This is a genomic window from Lysinibacillus sp. fkY74-1 (assembly GCF_053165895.1).
This window is the reverse complement of the sequence record NZ_CP170173.1, coordinates 4,050,754-4,069,763: the sequence shown is the minus strand read 5'-3', so window position 1 is coordinate 4,069,763 and position 19,010 is coordinate 4,050,754. Positions and strand designations below refer to the sequence as shown.

20 protein-coding genes and 1 riboswitch are annotated in these 19,010 nt (G+C 37.1%); of the genes, 13 read left to right on the top strand and 7 right to left on the bottom strand.

Annotated elements, in window-relative coordinates; genetic code table 11:
• Positions 1-5 precede the first annotated feature (5 nt).
• Entirely contained in the window at positions 6-425 is a 420-nt protein-coding gene (locus ACE1MS_RS20130) for a hypothetical protein (protein ID WP_036164143.1), read from the bottom strand.
• A gap of 598 nt (positions 426-1,023) precedes the next feature.
• Between ACE1MS_RS20130 and ACE1MS_RS20125 the strand changes: the two genes are divergently transcribed.
• From ACE1MS_RS20125 to ACE1MS_RS20115, 3 genes are all read left to right on the top strand, one after another.
• A complete protein-coding gene (locus ACE1MS_RS20125) occupies positions 1,024-2,196 on the top strand; it encodes a glycosyl hydrolase family 18 protein (protein WP_416278008.1) in 1,173 nt (390 codons plus the stop codon).
• Positions 2,197-2,322: 126 nt separating this feature from the next.
• Positions 2,323-4,536, top strand: coding sequence for a YcdB/YcdC domain-containing protein (locus ACE1MS_RS20120; protein ID WP_036160386.1), 2,214 nt, complete (start codon positions 2,323-2,325; stop codon positions 4,534-4,536).
• Positions 4,537-4,643: 107 nt separating this feature from the next.
• Entirely contained in the window at positions 4,644-5,108 is a 465-nt protein-coding gene (locus tag ACE1MS_RS20115; protein ID WP_012291954.1) for a YusW family protein, read from the top strand.
• Between the two features lie 50 nt (positions 5,109-5,158).
• On the opposite strand, the gene ACE1MS_RS20110 is transcribed toward ACE1MS_RS20115, so the two are convergent.
• Entirely contained in the window at positions 5,159-7,144 is a 1,986-nt protein-coding gene (locus tag ACE1MS_RS20110; RefSeq protein ID WP_031416335.1) for a catalase, read from the bottom strand.
• Between the two features lie 173 nt (positions 7,145-7,317).
• Between ACE1MS_RS20110 and ACE1MS_RS20105 the strand changes: the two genes are divergently transcribed.
• The 6 genes from ACE1MS_RS20105 (at position 7,318) to ACE1MS_RS20080 (ending at position 12,281) form a co-directional block, all read left to right on the top strand.
• Positions 7,318-7,752, top strand: coding sequence for a MarR family winged helix-turn-helix transcriptional regulator (locus ACE1MS_RS20105; protein ID WP_197148531.1), 435 nt, complete (start codon positions 7,318-7,320; stop codon positions 7,750-7,752).
• 49 nt (positions 7,753-7,801) lie between these two features.
• Positions 7,802-8,785, top strand: a complete 984-nt coding sequence (locus tag ACE1MS_RS20100) for a ring-cleaving dioxygenase (RefSeq protein WP_012291957.1) — start codon at positions 7,802-7,804, stop codon at positions 8,783-8,785.
• A 68-nt stretch (positions 8,786-8,853) separates the two neighbouring features.
• On the top strand, positions 8,854-9,471 hold the full coding sequence (locus ACE1MS_RS20095; protein ID WP_012291958.1) for a nitroreductase family protein: 618 nt from the start codon (positions 8,854-8,856) through the stop codon (positions 9,469-9,471).
• Positions 9,472-9,535: 64 nt separating this feature from the next.
• The gene (locus ACE1MS_RS20090) at positions 9,536-10,078 is read left to right on the top strand and encodes an NADPH-dependent FMN reductase (protein ID WP_036160389.1); all 543 of its coding nucleotides are present in this window, start codon (positions 9,536-9,538) and stop codon (positions 10,076-10,078) included.
• Positions 10,079-10,207: 129 nt separating this feature from the next.
• Complete coding sequence (locus ACE1MS_RS20085; RefSeq protein WP_036164146.1) at positions 10,208-11,608, top strand: ATP-binding protein; 1,401 nt, start codon at positions 10,208-10,210, stop codon at positions 11,606-11,608.
• Positions 11,580-12,281 carry a response regulator transcription factor gene (locus tag ACE1MS_RS20080; protein ID WP_031416338.1) on the top strand — a complete coding sequence of 234 codons (702 nt, stop codon included), beginning with the start codon at positions 11,580-11,582 and terminating at the stop codon, positions 12,279-12,281. Before ACE1MS_RS20085 ends, ACE1MS_RS20080 begins: the two co-directional genes overlap by 29 nt.
• Positions 12,282-12,322: 41 nt before the next feature.
• On the opposite strand, the gene ACE1MS_RS20075 is transcribed toward ACE1MS_RS20080, so the two are convergent.
• The gene (locus tag ACE1MS_RS20075) at positions 12,323-12,907 is read right to left on the bottom strand and encodes a YdhK family protein (protein ID WP_099806287.1); all 585 of its coding nucleotides are present in this window, start codon (positions 12,905-12,907) and stop codon (positions 12,323-12,325) included.
• Between the two features lie 116 nt (positions 12,908-13,023).
• Positions 13,024-13,620 (bottom strand): biotin transporter BioY, encoded by a 597-nt coding sequence (locus ACE1MS_RS20070; protein ID WP_036216403.1) that lies wholly within the window; start codon positions 13,618-13,620, stop codon positions 13,024-13,026.
• A 154-nt stretch (positions 13,621-13,774) separates the two neighbouring features.
• A riboswitch (cobalamin riboswitch) is annotated at positions 13,775-13,964 on the top strand.
• 195 nt (positions 13,965-14,159) lie between these two features.
• Here ACE1MS_RS20070 and ACE1MS_RS20065 point away from each other — a divergent pair.
• Both ACE1MS_RS20065 and ACE1MS_RS20060 read left to right on the top strand, forming a co-directional pair.
• Positions 14,160-15,206, top strand: a complete 1,047-nt coding sequence (locus ACE1MS_RS20065) for a FecCD family ABC transporter permease (protein WP_031416342.1) — start codon at positions 14,160-14,162, stop codon at positions 15,204-15,206.
• A 5-nt stretch (positions 15,207-15,211) separates the two neighbouring features.
• A complete protein-coding gene (locus ACE1MS_RS20060) occupies positions 15,212-16,003 on the top strand; it encodes an ABC transporter ATP-binding protein (protein ID WP_012291964.1) in 792 nt (263 codons plus the stop codon).
• 89 nt (positions 16,004-16,092) lie between these two features.
• Here the strand turns inward: ACE1MS_RS20060 and ACE1MS_RS20055 are convergent, their stop codons facing one another.
• From ACE1MS_RS20055 to ACE1MS_RS20045, 3 genes are all read right to left on the bottom strand, one after another.
• Complete coding sequence (locus tag ACE1MS_RS20055) at positions 16,093-16,407, bottom strand: DMT family transporter (protein ID WP_012291965.1); 315 nt, start codon at positions 16,405-16,407, stop codon at positions 16,093-16,095.
• Positions 16,407-16,760: a DMT family transporter gene (locus tag ACE1MS_RS20050; RefSeq protein WP_012291966.1), complete on the bottom strand. Its 354-nt coding sequence runs from the start codon at positions 16,758-16,760 to the stop codon at positions 16,407-16,409. The genes ACE1MS_RS20055 and ACE1MS_RS20050 overlap by 1 nt, the downstream gene beginning before the upstream one ends.
• A gap of 71 nt (positions 16,761-16,831) precedes the next feature.
• Positions 16,832-17,413, bottom strand: coding sequence for a TetR family transcriptional regulator (locus ACE1MS_RS20045; RefSeq protein ID WP_036162504.1), 582 nt, complete (start codon positions 17,411-17,413; stop codon positions 16,832-16,834).
• Positions 17,414-17,557: 144 nt separating this feature from the next.
• On the opposite strand from ACE1MS_RS20045, the gene ACE1MS_RS20040 reads away from it, so the two are divergent.
• Both ACE1MS_RS20040 and ACE1MS_RS20035 read left to right on the top strand, forming a co-directional pair.
• On the top strand, positions 17,558-17,728 hold the full coding sequence (locus tag ACE1MS_RS20040; protein ID WP_196243869.1) for a hypothetical protein: 171 nt from the start codon (positions 17,558-17,560) through the stop codon (positions 17,726-17,728).
• A gap of 69 nt (positions 17,729-17,797) precedes the next feature.
• Positions 17,798-18,964, top strand: a complete 1,167-nt coding sequence (locus ACE1MS_RS20035) for an endonuclease Q family protein (RefSeq protein ID WP_447402581.1) — start codon at positions 17,798-17,800, stop codon at positions 18,962-18,964.
• Positions 18,965-19,010: the final 46 nt, after the last annotated feature.

Genomic DNA, 19,010 nt, shown 5'->3' with positions numbered 1-19,010 from the left:
CCTCCTTACCAAATTCGTCCTGCAAGCATTGTTAATTTAATAAATGTAAAAACATCGTCCTCCTGTACAGCTAGTGGTGAGTTAAGCGAATCTATGGTCTCCTCATTATGAAGGACTAAAAAAAGTTCATCTTGAAAAGCTTGGAGCATTGTAGAGACGGCTTGGTCTACTGGTTGGAATGAATCGTTTTTTTTCTCTCCAAAATGGACTTTGCCGTACTGAGCAGCATGATCTAATTGCTGATCGGTTAAATATAGATGGAGAGGCGTATCTACCATTTTTTCGTTATATTGTTGTACCTGTTGTGTGACAATCTTTATAAGTAAATCCTGTAAATTTATGACAGGCTCTTCGATAAAAAATGGAATCTTTTGAAGCTTACGTGATTTCTTACCGATTACTTTTTGTTGGTAAAATAAACGCAATCTAACACCTCCTTACAATAATTTCATTATACAAGAGGGGTAGCTGTGAAAAGAATAAGGCATACGAAGCTAGTTGCATAAATATTTTTGGGAAATGTGTAACAAAAATAGTGTATTACGGATGATTTGTAAGGTAAAAAGAGGGGGAAGTTCTGCTAAAGGATACTTCAAAAATAGAACGTTTGTACGATTATTTTCGTTGGGGTATGTATCATTTTGCGCTCTAACACAAATAGTAGAGAAAAGACAGAGGATGTTACGCAAGTATTTTTCAGGAATAAATACGTATGGAAATATATACTAAAAAAGAAGGTGCTTTTCTTACTTGAACAATTATTTGCCCAAGCTGTAAAGCTATTAAAAAATCCATTACTGCTTCTAGTGAATGGATTTTTTATGAGATTTCTAGTAAGACATCATTTCATTCCTTATTTCATAAACTTTATAGGTATGATTTATCAAGCTAGAAGGAGGCAAAGTCATTCAAATACATGTTGTACGGGCTGGCGAGTCTTTATGGGGTATTGCGGAGGCATATGGGACTACAGTTCAAAGTATTGTAGACGCCAATAAAATTCCAGAGCCAAATCGTTTAGTCGTGGGGCAAGCACTCGTTATTCCAATTGTCGGCAGTTTTTATTATGTACAGCCAGGAGATAGTCTATGGTCAATCGGGCAACGATTGGGTATTAACTATGTAACACTTGCACAAGTAAATGGTATTAATCCAAACCAACCATTAGCTGTTGGGATGAGATTATATATTCCGCAACCACCAAAAACCAGAGCAGAAACGTTAGCATACTTAGAACCAAGGGGTACTTCTGTTAGTGAGGTGCTTTTGGATCAAGCCAGAGAAGCGGGTCCCTATTTAACATACTTGGCTTTATTTAGCTACGAAGCCAGACGAGATGGCACCTTACGGATACCGCCTAGTCAAGGTGTACCTCAGATTACGGATGATACTGGGGCTTCTTTGGCAATGGTTGTTACGAATCTGGAAAACTTCAGTTTTAGTGGAGAGCTAGCGAGAGATATTTTTCAAAGTACGGCTGTTCAGGATTTACTCTTTGATAATATTCTTGCAGAGGCTAATAAGCTAGGTGACGTTAAGGATATCCATTTTGATTTTGAAAATTTACCAGGCGATCAACGAGAAGCCTATAACAATTTTTTAAGAAGAGCTGTGGAGAAGTTTCATGCTCAGGGTTACACAGTATCTACTGCGTTGGCTCCAAAAACAAGTGCAAGTGATCGAGGTCCATGGACTGCGGGACATGATTATAGGGCACATGGTGAGATAGTGGACTTTGTTTTACTAATGACCTATGAATGGGGTTATTCAGCAGGACCACCAATGGCTGTTTCCCCACTTCCTGAAGTGGAGGAAGTGGTCAAGTATGCGGTGAGTGAAATACCTGCAGGCAAAATTATGCTGGGACAAAATTTATATGGTTATGATTGGACGTTACCATTTGTTCAGGGGGGGCCTATTGCAGAAGCATTGAGTCCTCAACGAGCTATTGAGACTGCCAAACGTTACAATGCGGCAATTCAATATGATTGGAGAGCACAAGCTCCGTTTTTTGAATACTATGATGAACAAGGTAGGGCACATATTGTATGGTTTGAAGATGCAAGATCCATTCAAGCTAAATTTAATCTTGTTAAACAATATAATCTTCGGGGGATCGGCTATTGGAAATTAGGACTACCATTCCCTCAAAATTGGCTATTAATTGGTGCTAACTTTGATGTGGTAAAGAAATGATATGCGATAGAAGAATAGGGTTTACCCAATGTATTTTCTGCGTAGTTGGTAATTATCTGTAAAATTGTTTCTAAATATAGGAATCTGTATTATAATTATGGTAAATTGTATTTTAGGAGGGATATTTTGGGTAAATTTAAAAAGTTAGGAATCATTTTAACATCAACAGCTTTTTCTGTTGGTATGCTAGCACCAATATCGCAGGCATCAGCAAATGTAAAGGAATCATCGGAGCGTATTGAAATTCAAGTAGCTTCAACTGAAACAAAAATTACAAAAAATATGCTGATAAAAAAGCTCCGTTCACTATTCCCGGAAGAGTTCAAATTTGTAGCGGATCAAGATTTTAATTCTGGACCTGGACATTTCTATAGAGATGATACAACGGTTCGATATGAACTAAATTTCTATAAAACCATTAAAGGTAAAGATGTACATGGTAGTTTTGTATTTAAGGGTGATGATTTAGAATTAGAACACTTTTATTATCAGCCTGCAAATATGGCAGAGGCAATCTATCCAGCAAAGTATTCAGAGAATGAAGCACAAAAAATTGCGCAAAAATTCCTGGGTAAATTTGTGAATTCGGATAATTTTAAACTTCGAGATGATAATAACGAATATGGTTTTAATATTACTAGACCGTTATCAGAACCAATTACTTACTCCTTTACCTATTCACCAATTTATAATGGGGTTCTTATTGGAGATCAAAGTATAACTATTAATGTTCTGGCAAATGGTGATGTTACCGGGATGTCTAGTAATGCAGAGTCTATTAGTAAAGCTTCTTTTGATAATTTAGATCAAAAAAAGAAAGAAGAAGATGTGTTGGCGCAAGTTCGTGAAAACCTAGCTATGGAACTTCGTTATTATATTGATTATGATTACAGATCTGACCAAAGTAACGTGAAGCTTGTTTATGCGCCTGTTACAGGGTTCAATGGTGTACATGCTCTTAATGGGCAATGGCAGACAGCAAATGGCTTCACTGAACAGTTGCCGAAGACAAAGAGTGTTGAAAAAATTTCAGCACAACCGCTACCTCCAAGAAAGAACGGTATAACGGCAACTGAAGCTGAAGAATTCGCAAAAAATTTCTTAAAAGTTGATGAGAGTAAAGCAAAGCTTACGATCGATTTAGTAGATGAAAGAGAAAATGACAATGGTGAGACGATCTACTCTGTAAACTATACGTATATGTATGGCAATGGTGGATCGGGTAGCTCTTTAGAAATTAATAAGGCGACAGGTGAGCTAGTTCAGTATCATGACCTATCAAGAGACTTTTTAACAGATAACAAAGTAAACGCTATTTCTAAGGACGCTGCATTGAAGAAGGCAATCGATTACTTAAAGGAATGGGCACCTTCGTATTTACATGAATATTCAATGCCAATAGAGGATGCTGTATTTGATCAATATAGTAAGGACTATTACTTCACCTTCCCACGCATCATGAATGGAATTGCAGTTGTAGGAGATGGTTTACATGTAGGGATTGGGGCTGATGGAACCTTACGCTCATTAAGTGTTAATAAGCAGAAGATAGATAACTGGCAGCCGATTAAAAATGTCATATCAGCTGACAAAGCAAAAGAAGCTTATAGCAAAGCACTTACATTGCAATTACAATATGTAAAACAAGATACAGAGAGTAAACTACATTACGATTTAGTCTATGCGCCTACTTACAATGGCAGTTTATATAACCAGATAGATGCTGTGTCTGGTGAATGGCTAAATAATGTAGATGGCTCCACAGAGAAACCAGTTATTTCTCATCCAACAGCTGCCAAAGAGTTGAACTATTTATTCAATCAAAATGTGTTAGATGTAAAAGATATAGCAAACTTTAATGCGGACGCTGCTGTAACAAAAGGAGAAGCATTGAAAATTTTATTGCATTCCTTAACATATGGTTACTATGGTAGTGGAGATGGAGAAAAGCAATCCTTCAACAATATTGATAAAAAACATCCTCTCTATGGGGTAGTAGAGCAAGCTGTTAAAATGGGCATCATTCAGCCAGCTAATCAATTTGCATTAGATGCTACTCTGAGTCGTCAAGAGTTCGCAGAGTGGTCAATCAAACTATTACAATTAGACAATGTTGCTAAGTATAAGGATATTTATAAATTAAACTTTGCTGATGCAGCTTCAATTGATCCAGCGTATACAGGCTATATTGCATTAGCAAATGGTATGGGTCTGATTGACGCACAGCAAAATAACTTTAATGCTACGAAGAGTGTGTCATATGCTGATTTAGCTGTCTCAACAGTCCGTTTAGCAAAGGCTATTCAAGAAAATAAAGTTGATCGCAACTTCTATTATTAAGTTATATGTCATAAAAAGGGCATTTCCTCATTAGAGGAGATGCCCTTTTGGGGTTAGTTTATAGCAGAATGGGGAAATAATATGAAAAGAAAGGAGTGTACAACTAGATGAAATTAAAATTATTATTAGCGATTTCTTTCGTAATGGTTATATTGTATGGCTGTAACAAAGAAGAGGTGAAGGATGTACCTACTAATGCGCCGGCAGATCAGAATGCTTCACAACAGACTGGTGATACGCCTACAGACCAAGTGACATTCAATTTTTTAGAGTTTTCATTAGATGTTGATTATTCTGCTACGGAGTCATACGAGGTAGAGTATGAAAATAAAAAAACAGGTATCTCAGCGAAGTTACAGGATGATCGACAAAATGTAAAGTTACAGGGTGATGAAGCCTATACAAAACTAGAGCCGTTATTTAAGCAGTTAAATTTTGATTCTACCACTCCAAATGATGAAGTGATTGATCAAGTAATTAAAGTTTTTAATATTGAAGATAACTATCAGTCCATTGAAGTCGAAGTAGAGTTTATGGACGGAAATGAGAAGGAATTCAAACGACTACCTTAAAAATGAGACAAGCCAGCTAAAGCGTTAGCTGGCTTTTACATGTATGAACGTTAACGTTCCCAATGTCGATGCTTTGCAAGGAGTTGAATAAAAGAAGGTAAGTTATTAGCAACCCCATTTTTATTGGCGAGATGCTGTGAAAACGATACATTTTTAGCAAGGCCAATTGTTTTAAAGTGCTGGTAGGCTTCTTCAATAAATTGCTCTGCTTTAGCTTGTTGATTCAAATCATGGAAGGAACCAGAAACGTAAATCCCATCATAAAGTACGGAAGAAGCAGTGGCAAATGTTTCATGAATCTCAAAGCCATTTAGTAACCCCTGTTTTGTACTAACTAATTCAACTACTATATTTTTGCTCAGCAGTGTAGCTATTAGCTCATTTAAGTTTTCTTCCGTATTTTCTGCTACAATCACCGCTACTTTAAAAGTTTTGACACTTTCTACTGCATTCAAGATTTGGCTAACAGCAGGGGAAGTTTGCATTATGTGCGGGACCTCTACTTGTACAGGCGGTACGATACCAATATTATCTGCAATAGCTGTAGCAAGGGAATGGCTGACATGAGCAAACATATCAACAACTTGTTTTCGAATGGCTTTGCTTTTTACTTTTCCCAGTTCGAAGCTAAAAGCATTGATGATATGTTCCTTTTCAATCTCTGTCATACTCAGCCAAAATAACCTAGCTTGTGTAAAGTGGTCTTTAAAACTTTCACTGCGGGCGCGTACCTTATGTCCCTCTACTTTTTCCTCATAATGTGTATAGCCACCTTCTTCCTCAGAGACAGGGGACGGTGTATTATCAGCTAAGGAATTTTTATGGTAGCTAACTTGCCCAACATTAATCGTTTGTCGACCATAGCCATCTCGTTGATTATTATGGAAGGGACAGATGGGTTTATTAATAGGGATCTCGTGAAAGTTTGGGCCACCTAATCTTATTAACTGTGTATCTGTATAGGAGAATAAGCGGCCTTGTAATAAAGGATCATTAGAGAAGTCAATGCCAGGTACAACATGTCCTACATGAAATGCAGCTTGTTCTGTTTCAGCAAAAAAGTTGTCCACATTTTTATTAAGCGTCATTTTGCCAAGGATACGGACAGGAACTTCTTCTTCAGGCCATATTTTCGTTGCATCTAAAATGTCAAAATTAAATTTGAATTCATCTTCGAGCGGAATAAGCTGCACGCCGAGTTCCCACTCCGGATAATCCCCTCGTTCAATGGATTCCCATAAGTCTCTGCGGTGGAAATCAGGATCTTTACCAGCTATGATTTGTGCCTCATCCCATACTAACGATTTAACACCTAGAACAGGCTTCCAATGAAACTTAACAAAATGGGACTTCCCTTCAGAATTGATGAAACGATAAGTATTCACACCGAAACCTTCCATCATTCGATAGCTTCGTGGAATTGATCTATCTGACATATGCCACATAACCATATGGGCAGATTCCTGATTGTTTGCAATAAAATCCCAAAATGTATCATGGGCACTTTGAGCTTGAGGAATTTCGTTATTTGGTTCGGGCTTTACTGCGTGTACGAAATCGGGGAATTTAATAGCGTCTTGTATAAAAAATATAGGAATGTTATTTCCGACCAAATCATAATTACCTTCCTGTGTATAAAATTTTGTAGCGAAGCCACGTGCATCGCGGACGGTATCAGCGGAGCCTCTTGAGCCTGCAACGGTCGAAAAACGAACAAAGACAGGTGTTTTCGTTCCTTTACCATTTAAAAATTGTGCTTTTGTAATGTCACTTGCACATTCATAGGTTTCAAAAATCCCGTGTGCAGCCGATCCACGTGCATGAACGACTCTTTCTGGAATACGTTCATGATCAAAATGCGTCATTTTTTCACGAAAATGAAAATCCTCTAGTAAAGTAGGACCTCGATTGCCAGCCTTTAAAGAATGTTCATCCTCAGCTATTTTTAGCCCTTGATTGGTTGTGAGTGGTTGATTTTTATCACTTACTCGGAATGCTTCTAATTGATGTTGTTTTTGATTGATATCTTTTTTCATTTTATAGAATCCTCCTTTATAAGTTACAACTACCTTCTACCCGCAGAGGATGATCACAAACATTTTCAGCTCACAATTAAAATACGAAACAAAATGATTGCTGATTAAAAATGGATATGTTATTATTATCTCGAATTAAAGATAATTAAATTCGAAATAAGTGAGGGAGTCGTATGAAGGAAGACAATCGTAACTTAAAAGCATTTACGGTCTTGTTCCGAGCATATCAAACGATTCAGGAAGCAACAAAAAGGGATTTACTTCAATTTGACTTAAATCAAACCGAATTTTCAGTCCTTGAATTTCTGTATCATCGTGGCGAGCAGCCCATTCAAGTAATCGGCAAAAGAATATTAATTGCTAGCAGTAGTATTACGTATGTAATTGATAAGCTTGAACAAAAAGGCTATGTATATCGCAAATCTTGCCCTAGAGATCGACGTGTCACTTATGTATTGCTTACACATGAGGGACAAATTTTAGTGGAAGAGATTTTCCCTAAGCATGAACAAAAAATAAATGAAATATTTGAAGTATTGGAGCCTCAGGAGCTGGATACAATGATTTTGTCCCTTAAAAAGGTTGGCAAAAATGCTAATGAACATTAAAAAAATTTAAATAAATATCTCGATTTCGAGATAATAGGAGGAGAATTTTATGAACCATTTAAAAGGTGTACACCACGTAACGGCTATTACAAGCAGTGCTGAAGAAAACTATAAATTCTTTACCTATGTATTAGGAATGCGTTTAGTGAAGAAAACAGTAAATCAGGATGACATTCAAACATATCATTTATTCTTTGCAGATGATAAAGGTAGTGCTGGTACAGATATGACGTTTTTTGATTTCCCTAACATTCAAAAAGGTGTACATGGTACGAACGAAATTTCAAAGACTTCCTTCCGTGTGCCAACAGATGCTTCCTTAGAATATTGGGAAAAGCGCTTTGATCGATTGCATGTAAAGCATACTGGTATTAAAGAGCAGTTTGGTAAAAAAACATTATCATTCGTGGATTTTGATGATCAGCAGTATCAGCTTATTTCTGATGAGCATGATACAGGAATTGCATCAGGTACGCCTTGGCAGGTCGGTCCTATTCCACTTAAATATGCTATTACAGGTTTAGGACCAGTATTTATTCGCGTAGCTAATTTCAATTACTTTAAAGATGTTTTAGAAAAAGTAATGCTGTTTACCGAGATTGGGGAGGAGGGTGACTTCCATCTATTTGAAGTAGGTGAGGGTGGAAATGGAGCCCAAGTGATTGTAGAACACAACACTGTGTTACCAGTAGCGCGCCAAGGTTTTGGTACTGTTCACCATGCAGCCTTCCGTGTAGAGGATCGTGCAGTATTAGATGAATGGACTGCGCGTTTTGAAAGCTTTGGTTTCCACACATCTGGCTATGTAAATCGTCATTTCTTTGAATCATTATATGCACGTGTAGCGCCACAAATTTTATTTGAGTTAGCAACAGATGGCCCAGGATTTATGGGAGATGAGCCGTACGAAACTTTAGGAGAAAAACTTTCATTACCACCATTCCTAGAACCAAAACGTACCCAAATTGAAGGCCTTGTTCGCCCTATAGATACTGTAAGAAGTTCCATTACGTTCGATAAAGAATATGAGTAATATTATTTTATTCAGTAGACAATTTTTTCTCTACTGAATGGTTACATATTGGATTGGGGGTTTAATGAATGGAATTTTCCAAATTAATTGATAAGCGTCGATCGGCGAACAATTTTTTAAAGGACGTAAAAATGACTGAGGAAGATATACGTCCAATTTTAGAGGATGTTAAACTTGCTCCGTCAGCTTTTAACTTACAGCATGCCAATTACATCGTTGTGTTAGATGAGACTATGAAGGAAAAAGTAAGAGAAGCTGCATATGGTCAATATAAAGTACATTCAGCTTCTGGGGTCATTCTTGTATTAGGTGATAAAAAAGCTTATAAAAACACGGCTGAACTAAGTCAGGGTATGGTGGACTTAGGGATTATCACAACATATGAGTTAGAAGAAATAGTTGCTGAGAATACTCACTTTTATGAAGATCGCGGCGATGCATTTATGAAAGAAGAAGCGATTCGAAATGCATCTTTGTCAGCAATGTTATTTATGCTAGCAGCGAAAAATCGCGGATGGGACACTTGTCCTATGATAGGCTTCGATAATCAAAAAATGCGTGAGCTTTTCAATGTGCCCGAAGAGCAAGAAATAGCTCTCATGATTACTATTGGGAAAGAAAAAGAAAGCAGTCGTCGTTTACGCGGTTATCGTAAGCCAGTCGAAGAATTTGCCACTTATTATTAAAGTGGTATAAAATTACAAAAGTTATATAAATACTATGAATAATATACATTTAGGAGGAAACATCGTGAAAGTAGTAGCCATCGTAGGGAGTATCCGTAAAGAATCTTATAATATGCAATTAGCTCAATTTATTGAAAAACGTTATGCCGAGAAATTGGATCTAGAAGTGTTAAGTCTGAAGGATTTACCGATGTACAACCAAGATATCGAAAATGAAGCACCACAAGCAGTACTTGATTTTAAAGCGAAAGTAAAGGCTGCAGATGCAGTGTTATGGATAACACCAGAATATAATGGAACTGTTCCAGGTGTGATGGTTAATGCAATTGACTGGTTATCTCGTGTAGATAAAGTAATGATTGGCAAGCCATCTATTATAATGGGTGCATCTATGGGGAATTTAGGTACTGTTAAAGCACAATTACATCTGCGTGATATATTATTCTCACCTGGTATTAATTCACCATTACTAAGTGGTAATGATGTTTATATCGGTGCTGTGCATACTAAATTTGATGAAGAAGGTAATTTGACGGATGAGGGTACAGTGAAATTCTTAGATGTAGTCATCGATAATTTCTTAAACTGGTCAAAAAAATACATTTAATTTAAAACCTAACCCATAAGTTTATAGTATACTTATGGGTCTTTTTCTGTTTGGATCGAGTTTTTTTCTGCATGAAATCTTCATATTTTGCCGATATACTAGTAAGAAACTCTAAAATGGTGGTTACAGATGAGAAAATTATCACTAAAGCTAGGCATCATCTTTTTCATTACATTATTTTGTATTGAAACATTTATGATGTTTTTTTTACACGCCTCATTGACTAATTCTAGAGTCGAAGAAGAATTAGCAAGTTTGCAAGCGAGAGGAAACTCACATCGCACAATATTAGAACAGAACTTTAATAACGAAACATTAGCACATGTCGTCCTGATGGAATCGGAAGAATCTACAGATGTAGTGGTGACAGATGCTGAGGGGATCATTTTAGCCTCCTCGCAACTACATCCTGAAATCAAAGAGCTGATAAAGAAAATAGATGAGACTATTCCATACGAGGGAAAGATTCTACAAGATAACTGGCGAGAGGTAAAAGCTATTGCTACTATTAGTCCAATGAAAAGAGAGCAGACAACGATTGGCTATGTCTTTATGTTTCAAAATACAGACTCAATCCATGCTTTAATGAAACGTTTAAATAAACATTTTCTTATTGTGGGCATCGTCTCTGGTTTAGTAACCATTGCTGTCATCATTGTGTTATCTAGAAAACTTGCGGAACCATTAATTCAGATGAAAGAGGCCACTTTGAAAATGAGTAAAGGGGATTTTACTGTCGCTCTTTCTACAAATGGCAAAGATGAACTTGGAGATTTATCGAATGCCATTCAGCTACTATCCAATGAGTTAAATCATTTAAGGCAGGAACGCGAAGAGTTTTTATCTAGTATTGCCCATGAGCTTCGTACACCGATAACCTTTATTAAAGGCTATACCGATATTCTTTATAAACGTGATTTATCAGCGCAGGATCGACAAAAATATTTAGCCATTATACGGGAAGAGACAAATAGACTTTCTCGTTTAATAAAGGATTTATTTGATCTAGCTAAAATGGATGAAAACTCCTTTATAATTGAAAAACAAAATCTAGATTTACAGGCTTTTTTTACTGGCATTAAGGGGAAATTAAGCCCTGCTTTTCAAGAAAAAGATATCCACTTTGAGGTATGCTGTGAAAACGGCTTAACGTTATGGGCAGATGAGGCAAGATTAGAGCAAATAATAATCAATCTATTAAATAACGCATTGACCTATTGCGGACAGGGAGATACTACCACGGTAAATGTTAAGAAGGTCAATGGTGTTTTAACGATTATTATTCGTGATACAGGAAGAGGGATTCCCAACAAAGATTTACCGTTTATTTTTGAGCGCTTTTACCGTGTAGAAAAATCTAGAAGTCGTGCTTTAGGTGGCTCTGGATTAGGTCTTGCAATTGTTAAGGAACTCGTACAGGCCCATGGGGGAGAAGTGACGGTTAAAAGTGAACTAAATAAAGGGACTGTTTTTGAATTATCGTTTAAAGGAGTAGGATCGGATGAAAACCATTTTATGCATAGACGATGAACCAAGAATGTTAGATTTATTGACTCTTTATTTAGAGCCCGTGTTTCATTGTAGAGCCATGTCGTCCATTCATGATGCGCTCATATATCTAGAGGAAGAGCATGTTGATTTAGTTCTTTTGGATATTATGATGCCAGAGATGGATGGATTTCAAGTGTGCCAAGAAATCAGGAAGTTTTGGCATGTACCTATCATCATGCTTACGGCAAAAGGAGAGCACTCGGATATTGTAAAAGGATTAAACATTGGGGCAGATGATTATATATTAAAACCTTTCGATGAGGAAGAGCTATTAGCACGTATACATGCTGTATTAAGGAGAACCAAAGTAGAAAACAAAGTCGTTGTCTTTGAGGGGTTACGCTTAGATAAAGAATCCTTTGAATTATATTTTCAACAAGAAGCCATCCCATTAACACCAAAAGAATTTTCCATGATGTCCTTATTTCTAGATTATCAAAATAAAGTATTTTCAAGGGAACATCTTATTAATACAGTTTGGGGATATCATGTATCCATTGAGGATCGCACTATCGATTCCCATGTCCGAAATTTACGTGAAAAATTAAGAAAAAGCGGTTTTCCTGCTGATGATTATTTGCAAACTGTTTGGGGAATCGGCTATAAATGGCATAAGTTTGCGGATCGAAAGCCTTTAGAACATAAAAACTAGAAAACAACCTCTGCCAAATCTATTGGGAGAGGTTGTTCGGATTATTGCGCTGTTAACTCATCTTCTGTTACCCATTTATGATTTTTCACTGTTTCACCATTCGTCGTAGAAATATAATCAACCATATAAACAGTGGTTGGTACAGCTTCTTCAATTCGGACAGTCGCGTTTTTCATTCCTGCCATATGAGTAGCAGTCGTTTTTACCTCTGTGTCAGAGGATAAAGGCGCTTCTCCTACATCAATTAATTCCTCATGGATAATCCATTTATGATTCTCTACACGTTCGCCACCAGATGTTGGATTATAAGAAATAATATAGGCTGTAGTTTTATAGGCACCAACAATTGTCGCTTCAGCACCTTTCATCCCTTCCATATGCCCATCTTTAATCAAAGCGGTACTTCCTACCGGAAATGTTGGATCTTCAGCCTTTGTTAATGTAGCTGGTACTTCTGCTGAGCTAGAATGGTTCATCGTGGAGTGATCCATTTCTGTTTGTTGCTCCGACTCTGGAGTATTATTTGAAGTTGATGAAGGCTCCGTTTTATCTTCAGAACAAGCTGATAAAGTTAGTAAAACAACTGCTAATAATAGTCCACCTGACCACCTTCGTTTGAATGTCATATGAGATTCTCCTTTCTATTTGCCCTTACTGTAACAAACAAATATGCAGAAAGGATGAACATTAACGATTACAAAAAACTTCTTTAGTCCATTAACTAAAGAAGTGGGTGTAAGCGTTATTGAATGGGTAAGATTTTCAATGTTTTTTGCAGTCGGTACGCTAAAAAACCAGCGAAAATAGCTAAAATAATATCTTTTGGAAGTGGGGGGATCATCCAGAGCCAAGCTAATCTATAGGAAAAATCCTCTGGCGCACTGGCCCATAGTTTGTATGCAATAAACAGCCAGTTGGTACCTATTAAATAATTGAGAGCAGTTGCCAAAAATGCCGCTAGAATATAGCTTTTTCTTGTACCACTTCGTTCTACCATTAATCCAGCCATATACGCTGCTAAAATAAAGGTAATAATGAATCCAAATGTGGGGCTTAATAGTTGACTAAAGCCTCCACCAAAGCGAGCAAAGACAGGGGCTCCTGCTAATCCAATGCACATATAAACTGTGCAGGCAAGCGCTCCCTTTCTACTACCCAAAATAAGTCCTGCTAAAATGGCAAAAAGGGTTTGGAGAGTAATCGGTACTCCTCCCACTGTCATAAAGGGTACAAAGGAAGTTATATTGGCGCCGATCATCATAAGGGTAGAAAATAATCCAATATATGCCATATCTACAGTTCTTAATTTTTGATGACTTTGATTTGTTGCTGTTGTCATGATTTCACCTCTTATTTCAGAGTACTTACCGATAGTGTAAAAAACTAAGTTTTTTGTGTCAACTTAATTTTCGTTCATTGTTAACTCAAGTATGCTGGAAATTCCTTGTAGACTAAGTATCTATAAAAATGTATGATAGAATCGTCATAATTTTATAACTTCACATACTATTGGTGTGACATTTGAAACAATGTCGCTTAAAAGGGAAATCGGTGGAAGTCCGATGCTGTCCCGCAACTGTAACGAGGAGTCCTATCATGTTTATTTGCCACTATTAAAATGGGAAGGCTAATTATAGGATGATGAATCGAAGCCAGGAGACCTGCCAATAAGTAATACCTGTAATGCCCACGAGGATGCAAGCAATTACGGACAATAGCTGGATTTTCTGACTTTGTTTATTCGAGGGTATTTTTGTGCATATTTTGCACGAAATGCCCTTTTTTTATTGAGTGCTAACTGAAGTAAGAGGATCTGGCCAAAATCATGCGAAAGTATATTTAATTGCTTCATTCATCATCTTAGTAGGAGTTTAATGAATGAATAAAAAATTTATGTTATTTTCTTTAGTGCTTCTTTTAGTATTAATCGTATCCATGACATTTGCTGTGATGGTAGGATCTGTTTCTGTGACGCCATTATATGTATGGAAAGTAATTCTTTCAAAATTACCCTTTATACAACACACAATAGAGCAGGATTGGAGTCGCTCACAGGAAATTATTATATGGCAAATAAGAGTACCCCGTGTCATCCTTGCGGCTATTGTTGGAGCGGGTTTAGCCATTGCAGGGGCAGCAATTCAGGCACTTGTAAGAAATTCCATTGCAGACCCGTACATATTAGGAATTTCTTCAGGAGCAGCAGTTGGAGCAACTTCAGTAATTATTTTAGGTGCTTTTTCATTTTTAGGTATTTACGCACTTTCTGTATCAGCTTTTATAGGGTCTTTGCTTGCGATTGGGTTAGTGTTTTTCTTATCGCGCGTAGGTGGCAGGGTCTCGATTTTTCGCTTGCTATTGGCAGGAATGGCAGTTTCCTTTATATTAACAGCCATTTCTAATTTTATATTAATGATGTCAAAGCAAGAGGGTGCATTAAAGGCCGTTATGTTTTGGATGTTAGGTAGCTTAGCTGGAGCTAAATGGAGTAATATTATTATTCCAGCTTCCATCTTTTTCATAGTGTTTGCCCTTTTATGGCTATTTTATCGAAATTTAAATTTGCTATTACTTGGGGAAGAGGCTGCTGTAACATTAGGAGTCAATCTTCAACAATTTCGCATACAGCTCATATTACTTGTCTCTCTTTTAACGGGGGTACTTGTAGCAGTCAGTGGTTCTATCGGATTTGTGGGATTAATTATTCCGCATATAGTACGGTTAATTGTCGGTTCTAACTATAAATATGTAATACCGGTCAGTGCTTTATTAGGAGGGATATTCTTAGTCTGGGCAGATGCTTTAGCTCGCATTATAATTGCCCCACAGGAGATGCCAATCGGTATTATTACAGCTTTCTGTGGAGGACCATTTTTCATTTGGTTACTCCGTCGTAACAATTATTCTTTCGGTGAAGGAGATTAAGTTCCATGACATTAGAAGCAAAACAAGTATCATTCTCCATTTACGATCAGCAAATACTTCACGAGGTAAGTGTAAAAATAAAGAAAAAGCAATTTGTCGGGTTAATCGGCCCTAATGGTAGTGGGAAGTCGACCTTGCTTAAAAATATGTATCGTCTCCTAAAGCCGGAAAGTGGGACAGTCTTGTTAAATGAACAAGATATTTTAAAGCAATCTAGTAAAGCCATTGCTAAAAATTTAGCCGTTGTGAGTCAAGAAACACCTGTATTATTTGACTTTACTGTTCACGATTTAGTCAGTATGGGAAGGACTCCACATAAAAAGCTTTTAGAGCTTGATCAGGAACAGGATTTTCAAATTGTTAAAAATGCTCTCAAGCAAACGGGTATATTGCATCTCGCGAAACGAAGCTTTAGCTCACTTTCCGGTGGGGAAAAGAAGCGTGTCATGGTGGCAAGAGCACTTGCTCAGCAAGCACACGTACTTATATTAGATGAACCAACAAATCATTTAGATATTCAACATCAACTTCAGTTGATGGACTTAATTCAAACCTTACATCTAACAGTAGTAGCCGCTTTGCATGACTTGAATATCGCCGCAATGTACTGTGATCAAATTTATGTTTTACAGCGTGGACGCATTGTTTGTCATGGTACACCAGAAGAAGTGCTTACACCATCATTACTGCAAGAAGTATTTGGAGTATTTGCAGATATTCAAACACATACACTGACGGGTAAACCGTATCTTACATATGTCCCTGAACAATTTGCAAGAAGGACCAACCCTATTTAGTAATCACAATTGTCTTGCCTCAATCATTTAACATCATCTAAATAAAAAGGGCGCCACTTCATTAAGAGGGCGCCCTTTGTAATCAAATATCAAGATACTGCTTTTAAACCTGCAACTCCAATGATAATTGCAACGATACTGATGATTCGTGCAAGGTTTTTAGATTCCCCAAAGAACATAATATTGACAAGCACGGCACCTACAGTTCCAATACCAACCCAAACAACATAGGCGATACTTAATTGTAAATAATTGAAGGAAGCATATAAAAGTGCAAAAGATAAACCAAAGCCTCCGATGTATAATAATAAATTTCGGACGGTTTTATGTTGACTATAAAAGCGTAAACCAATGACACCGACTATTTCCGCCACTGCTGCTAATATAACGAATACCCAGCCCATTATGCATCCACTCCTTTTGTCGTACTAGGATCTTTCGATGGATTATCCGCCAATTTTAGGCCAATAACGCCCAACACTAAAATAACCATAAATATCCCCTTAATCGCATTAAAGTCACCATTGAAAATAAAAATATCCATTAAGGTCGTTCCGATTGCACCTGCTCCAGCGAAAATTGCATAGACAGTACCAGTAGGAAGTTTTTCACAAGCCTTTGATAAGAAGTGAAAATCAATAGCGATAATAGATACAATAATGATCCAATGCCACCATGAATTTGCTACATTAAAACCGAATATCCAGAACAATTCAAATAAACTTGTTAGTCCTACATACATCCATTCTTTTTGCATAAATAAATTCCTTTCATAGTAAAATATTATGACTGACATTCAGTCATTTTTGAGGTAAAAGAGAACGCCACTTATGCGTGACGTAGGCCAAGTGCATGATATAAAAAGTCTAGAAGCTCAAGTTTAAGCTGTTGCATGGTTTCATCCTTACTATCGTCAAACAAATAAATTTGTTCGGCAGCAGATTCAATTAGCCCAATGATAAGCTTGGCTGAACGTGATGGGTTAATGGAATCTCGTATGACTCCTTGCTGTTGAGCCGTTAATAAGAAATTACTCATCCAATGATAGTAGGGTGAATAGATGTTTTCCCATTCTTTCAAATGCTCAGTTTGTGCAATACCCGCATAAATAAGTGCAACGATATCTCCATATTCTTTCGTAATTAAGAAAATCATTTCAACCACTTCTTCAAGCTGCTGTTCAAAGGGTTTATGATCTGAAACTCCTTCTTCGACAGTCGCTATAATGCGCTCTACCATATTTTTTGCAATAGCAGGCATAACTGAAAGGCGCGATGGGAAATAAAGATAAAATGTTCCTTGTGCAATACCAGCGGCCTTTACGATATCTGAAACCTTTGTTTTTTCAATACCTTTTTCTCGAAATACTTCAATGGCTGCTTGAATAATTTTTTCTTCCTTTGACATGATATCCCTCACTTTTGCCATCTTTATTAGTATGTTACAGGAGAGAAAAATGAATGTCAACGAAAAATGACTGATAGTCAGTCATTTTTTAGGTAAGTATAGTTGTTTTAAATTCGGGGAACTTTATATTTGAAAGGATTGATGACAATGGAAGACATTAAATTTGCACAATTAGATTCACAGCAACTTGCGAAAATTAATGAACTGGAGAAAAAAATGGGTGTCACATTAGTTGCCTATGATTCATCATCTACACCCCCACACAGCTCTGGGGCTTATGAGGAAAATAATAGCACAACCAATAATCATCCATCATAATAAAATGTGAAATGCCTTGCAGTCATGTAAGGTATTTTCGTTTAAGTAGCGCTTAAGGAGTGAATGAACATGAAAGAATTCTATGCTGATTTACATATTCATATTGGTCGTACAGCCAAAGGGCGTGCCGTGAAAATTACTGGCAGTAAAACGTTGACATTAGCCCGTATATTGGAGACTGCTAGTGCAAGAAAGGGACTGGACATCATTGGTATTATTGATTGCCATTCGCCCGAGGTAATAGAAGAAATGAAAGTGATGATTGACCAAGGAGAACTGGTGGAGCTGGCAGAGGGTGGACTACGTTTTCAAGAAACGACACTGATTCCTGGTTCAGAAATAGAAATCTATGACCATCATTGTCATGGTCCCATTCATGTACTTGCTTACTTTCCTACATTATTGCGAATGGAACAATTTTCAGATTGGATGTCTCAGCATATGAAAAACATTCATTTAAGCTCACAACGAATTTACTGTGAAGGAAGGACATTACAAAAAAAGGTCCGTGAGTTGGGAGGGCTATTTATCCCTGCACATGTATTTACCCCATTTAAAAGTTTATATGGGAAAGGTGTTCATCGCAGTTTAACAGAGGTTTTTGATCCGCAGCTAATAGATGCCATTGAATTAGGGTTAAGCTCAGATACAAACATGGTACGCCAGATTAAAGAGCTTCAATCCTATCCATTCGTGAGTAATTCTGACGCTCATTCTCTTGGAAAACTGGCACGTGAGTATCAAAAATTACGATTAGCAGATGCAAATTTTATAGAATTACAAATGGCTCTCCGTGATCAACAGGGACGAGCCATAATAGCCAATTATGGCTTAAATCCATTGCTAGGTAAATATCATCAGACAGTTTGTAGTAAATGTGGAGAACAGCTTAGTAACGAGGCTATGATTTGTACGAACTGTGAAAGTACGCAAATCATAAAAGGCGTTGCTACACGTATTCAGGAGTTATCAGAGAATTTTCCACATGAAAAAAATAGACCACCGTATATCCATCAAGTACCGCTCGATTTTATTCCAGGGATTGGCCCAAAAATGATGGAAAGACTACTACATGCTTTCGGAACAGAGATGAATATTTTACACCAAGTTACCATGGAACAGCTTGAACAAATAGTGCCATATAAAATAGCCAAATTAATTGATGCGGCAAGAACAGGTCATTTAGATATTGAAGTTGGTGGTGGAGGAATTTATGGGAAGGTACACATGGAATAGCAAAAATGATTAAAAAACATTGCTGGGTTTTTAACCTATTTTTATC

What these genes read in the sequence shown, in the direction of transcription:
- ACE1MS_RS20115 (WP_012291954.1), top strand. Translation starts at nt 4,644, where the DNA reads ATGAAATTAAAATTATTATTAGCGATTTCTTTCGTAATGGTTATATTG.
- ACE1MS_RS20110 (WP_031416335.1), bottom strand. Translation starts at nt 7,144, where the DNA reads ATGAAAAAAGATATCAATCAAAAACAACATCAATTAGAAGCATTCCGA.
- ACE1MS_RS20105 (WP_197148531.1), top strand. Translation starts at nt 7,318, where the DNA reads ATGAAGGAAGACAATCGTAACTTAAAAGCATTTACGGTCTTGTTCCGA.
- ACE1MS_RS20100 (WP_012291957.1), top strand. Translation starts at nt 7,802, where the DNA reads ATGAACCATTTAAAAGGTGTACACCACGTAACGGCTATTACAAGCAGT.
- ACE1MS_RS20095 (WP_012291958.1), top strand. Translation starts at nt 8,854, where the DNA reads ATGGAATTTTCCAAATTAATTGATAAGCGTCGATCGGCGAACAATTTT.
- ACE1MS_RS20085 (WP_036164146.1), top strand. Translation starts at nt 10,208, where the DNA reads ATGAGAAAATTATCACTAAAGCTAGGCATCATCTTTTTCATTACATTA.
- ACE1MS_RS20080 (WP_031416338.1), top strand. Translation starts at nt 11,580, where the DNA reads ATGAAAACCATTTTATGCATAGACGATGAACCAAGAATGTTAGATTTA.
- ACE1MS_RS20075 (WP_099806287.1), bottom strand. Translation starts at nt 12,907, where the DNA reads ATGACATTCAAACGAAGGTGGTCAGGTGGACTATTATTAGCAGTTGTT.
- ACE1MS_RS20070 (WP_036216403.1), bottom strand. Translation starts at nt 13,620, where the DNA reads ATGACAACAGCAACAAATCAAAGTCATCAAAAATTAAGAACTGTAGAT.
- ACE1MS_RS20065 (WP_031416342.1), top strand. Translation starts at nt 14,160, where the DNA reads ATGAATAAAAAATTTATGTTATTTTCTTTAGTGCTTCTTTTAGTATTA.
- ACE1MS_RS20060 (WP_012291964.1), top strand. Translation starts at nt 15,212, where the DNA reads ATGACATTAGAAGCAAAACAAGTATCATTCTCCATTTACGATCAGCAA.
- ACE1MS_RS20055 (WP_012291965.1), bottom strand. Translation starts at nt 16,407, where the DNA reads ATGGGCTGGGTATTCGTTATATTAGCAGCAGTGGCGGAAATAGTCGGT.
- ACE1MS_RS20050 (WP_012291966.1), bottom strand. Translation starts at nt 16,760, where the DNA reads ATGCAAAAAGAATGGATGTATGTAGGACTAACAAGTTTATTTGAATTG.
- ACE1MS_RS20040 (WP_196243869.1), top strand. Translation starts at nt 17,558, where the DNA reads ATGGAAGACATTAAATTTGCACAATTAGATTCACAGCAACTTGCGAAA.
- ACE1MS_RS20035 (WP_447402581.1), top strand. Translation starts at nt 17,798, where the DNA reads ATGAAAGAATTCTATGCTGATTTACATATTCATATTGGTCGTACAGCC.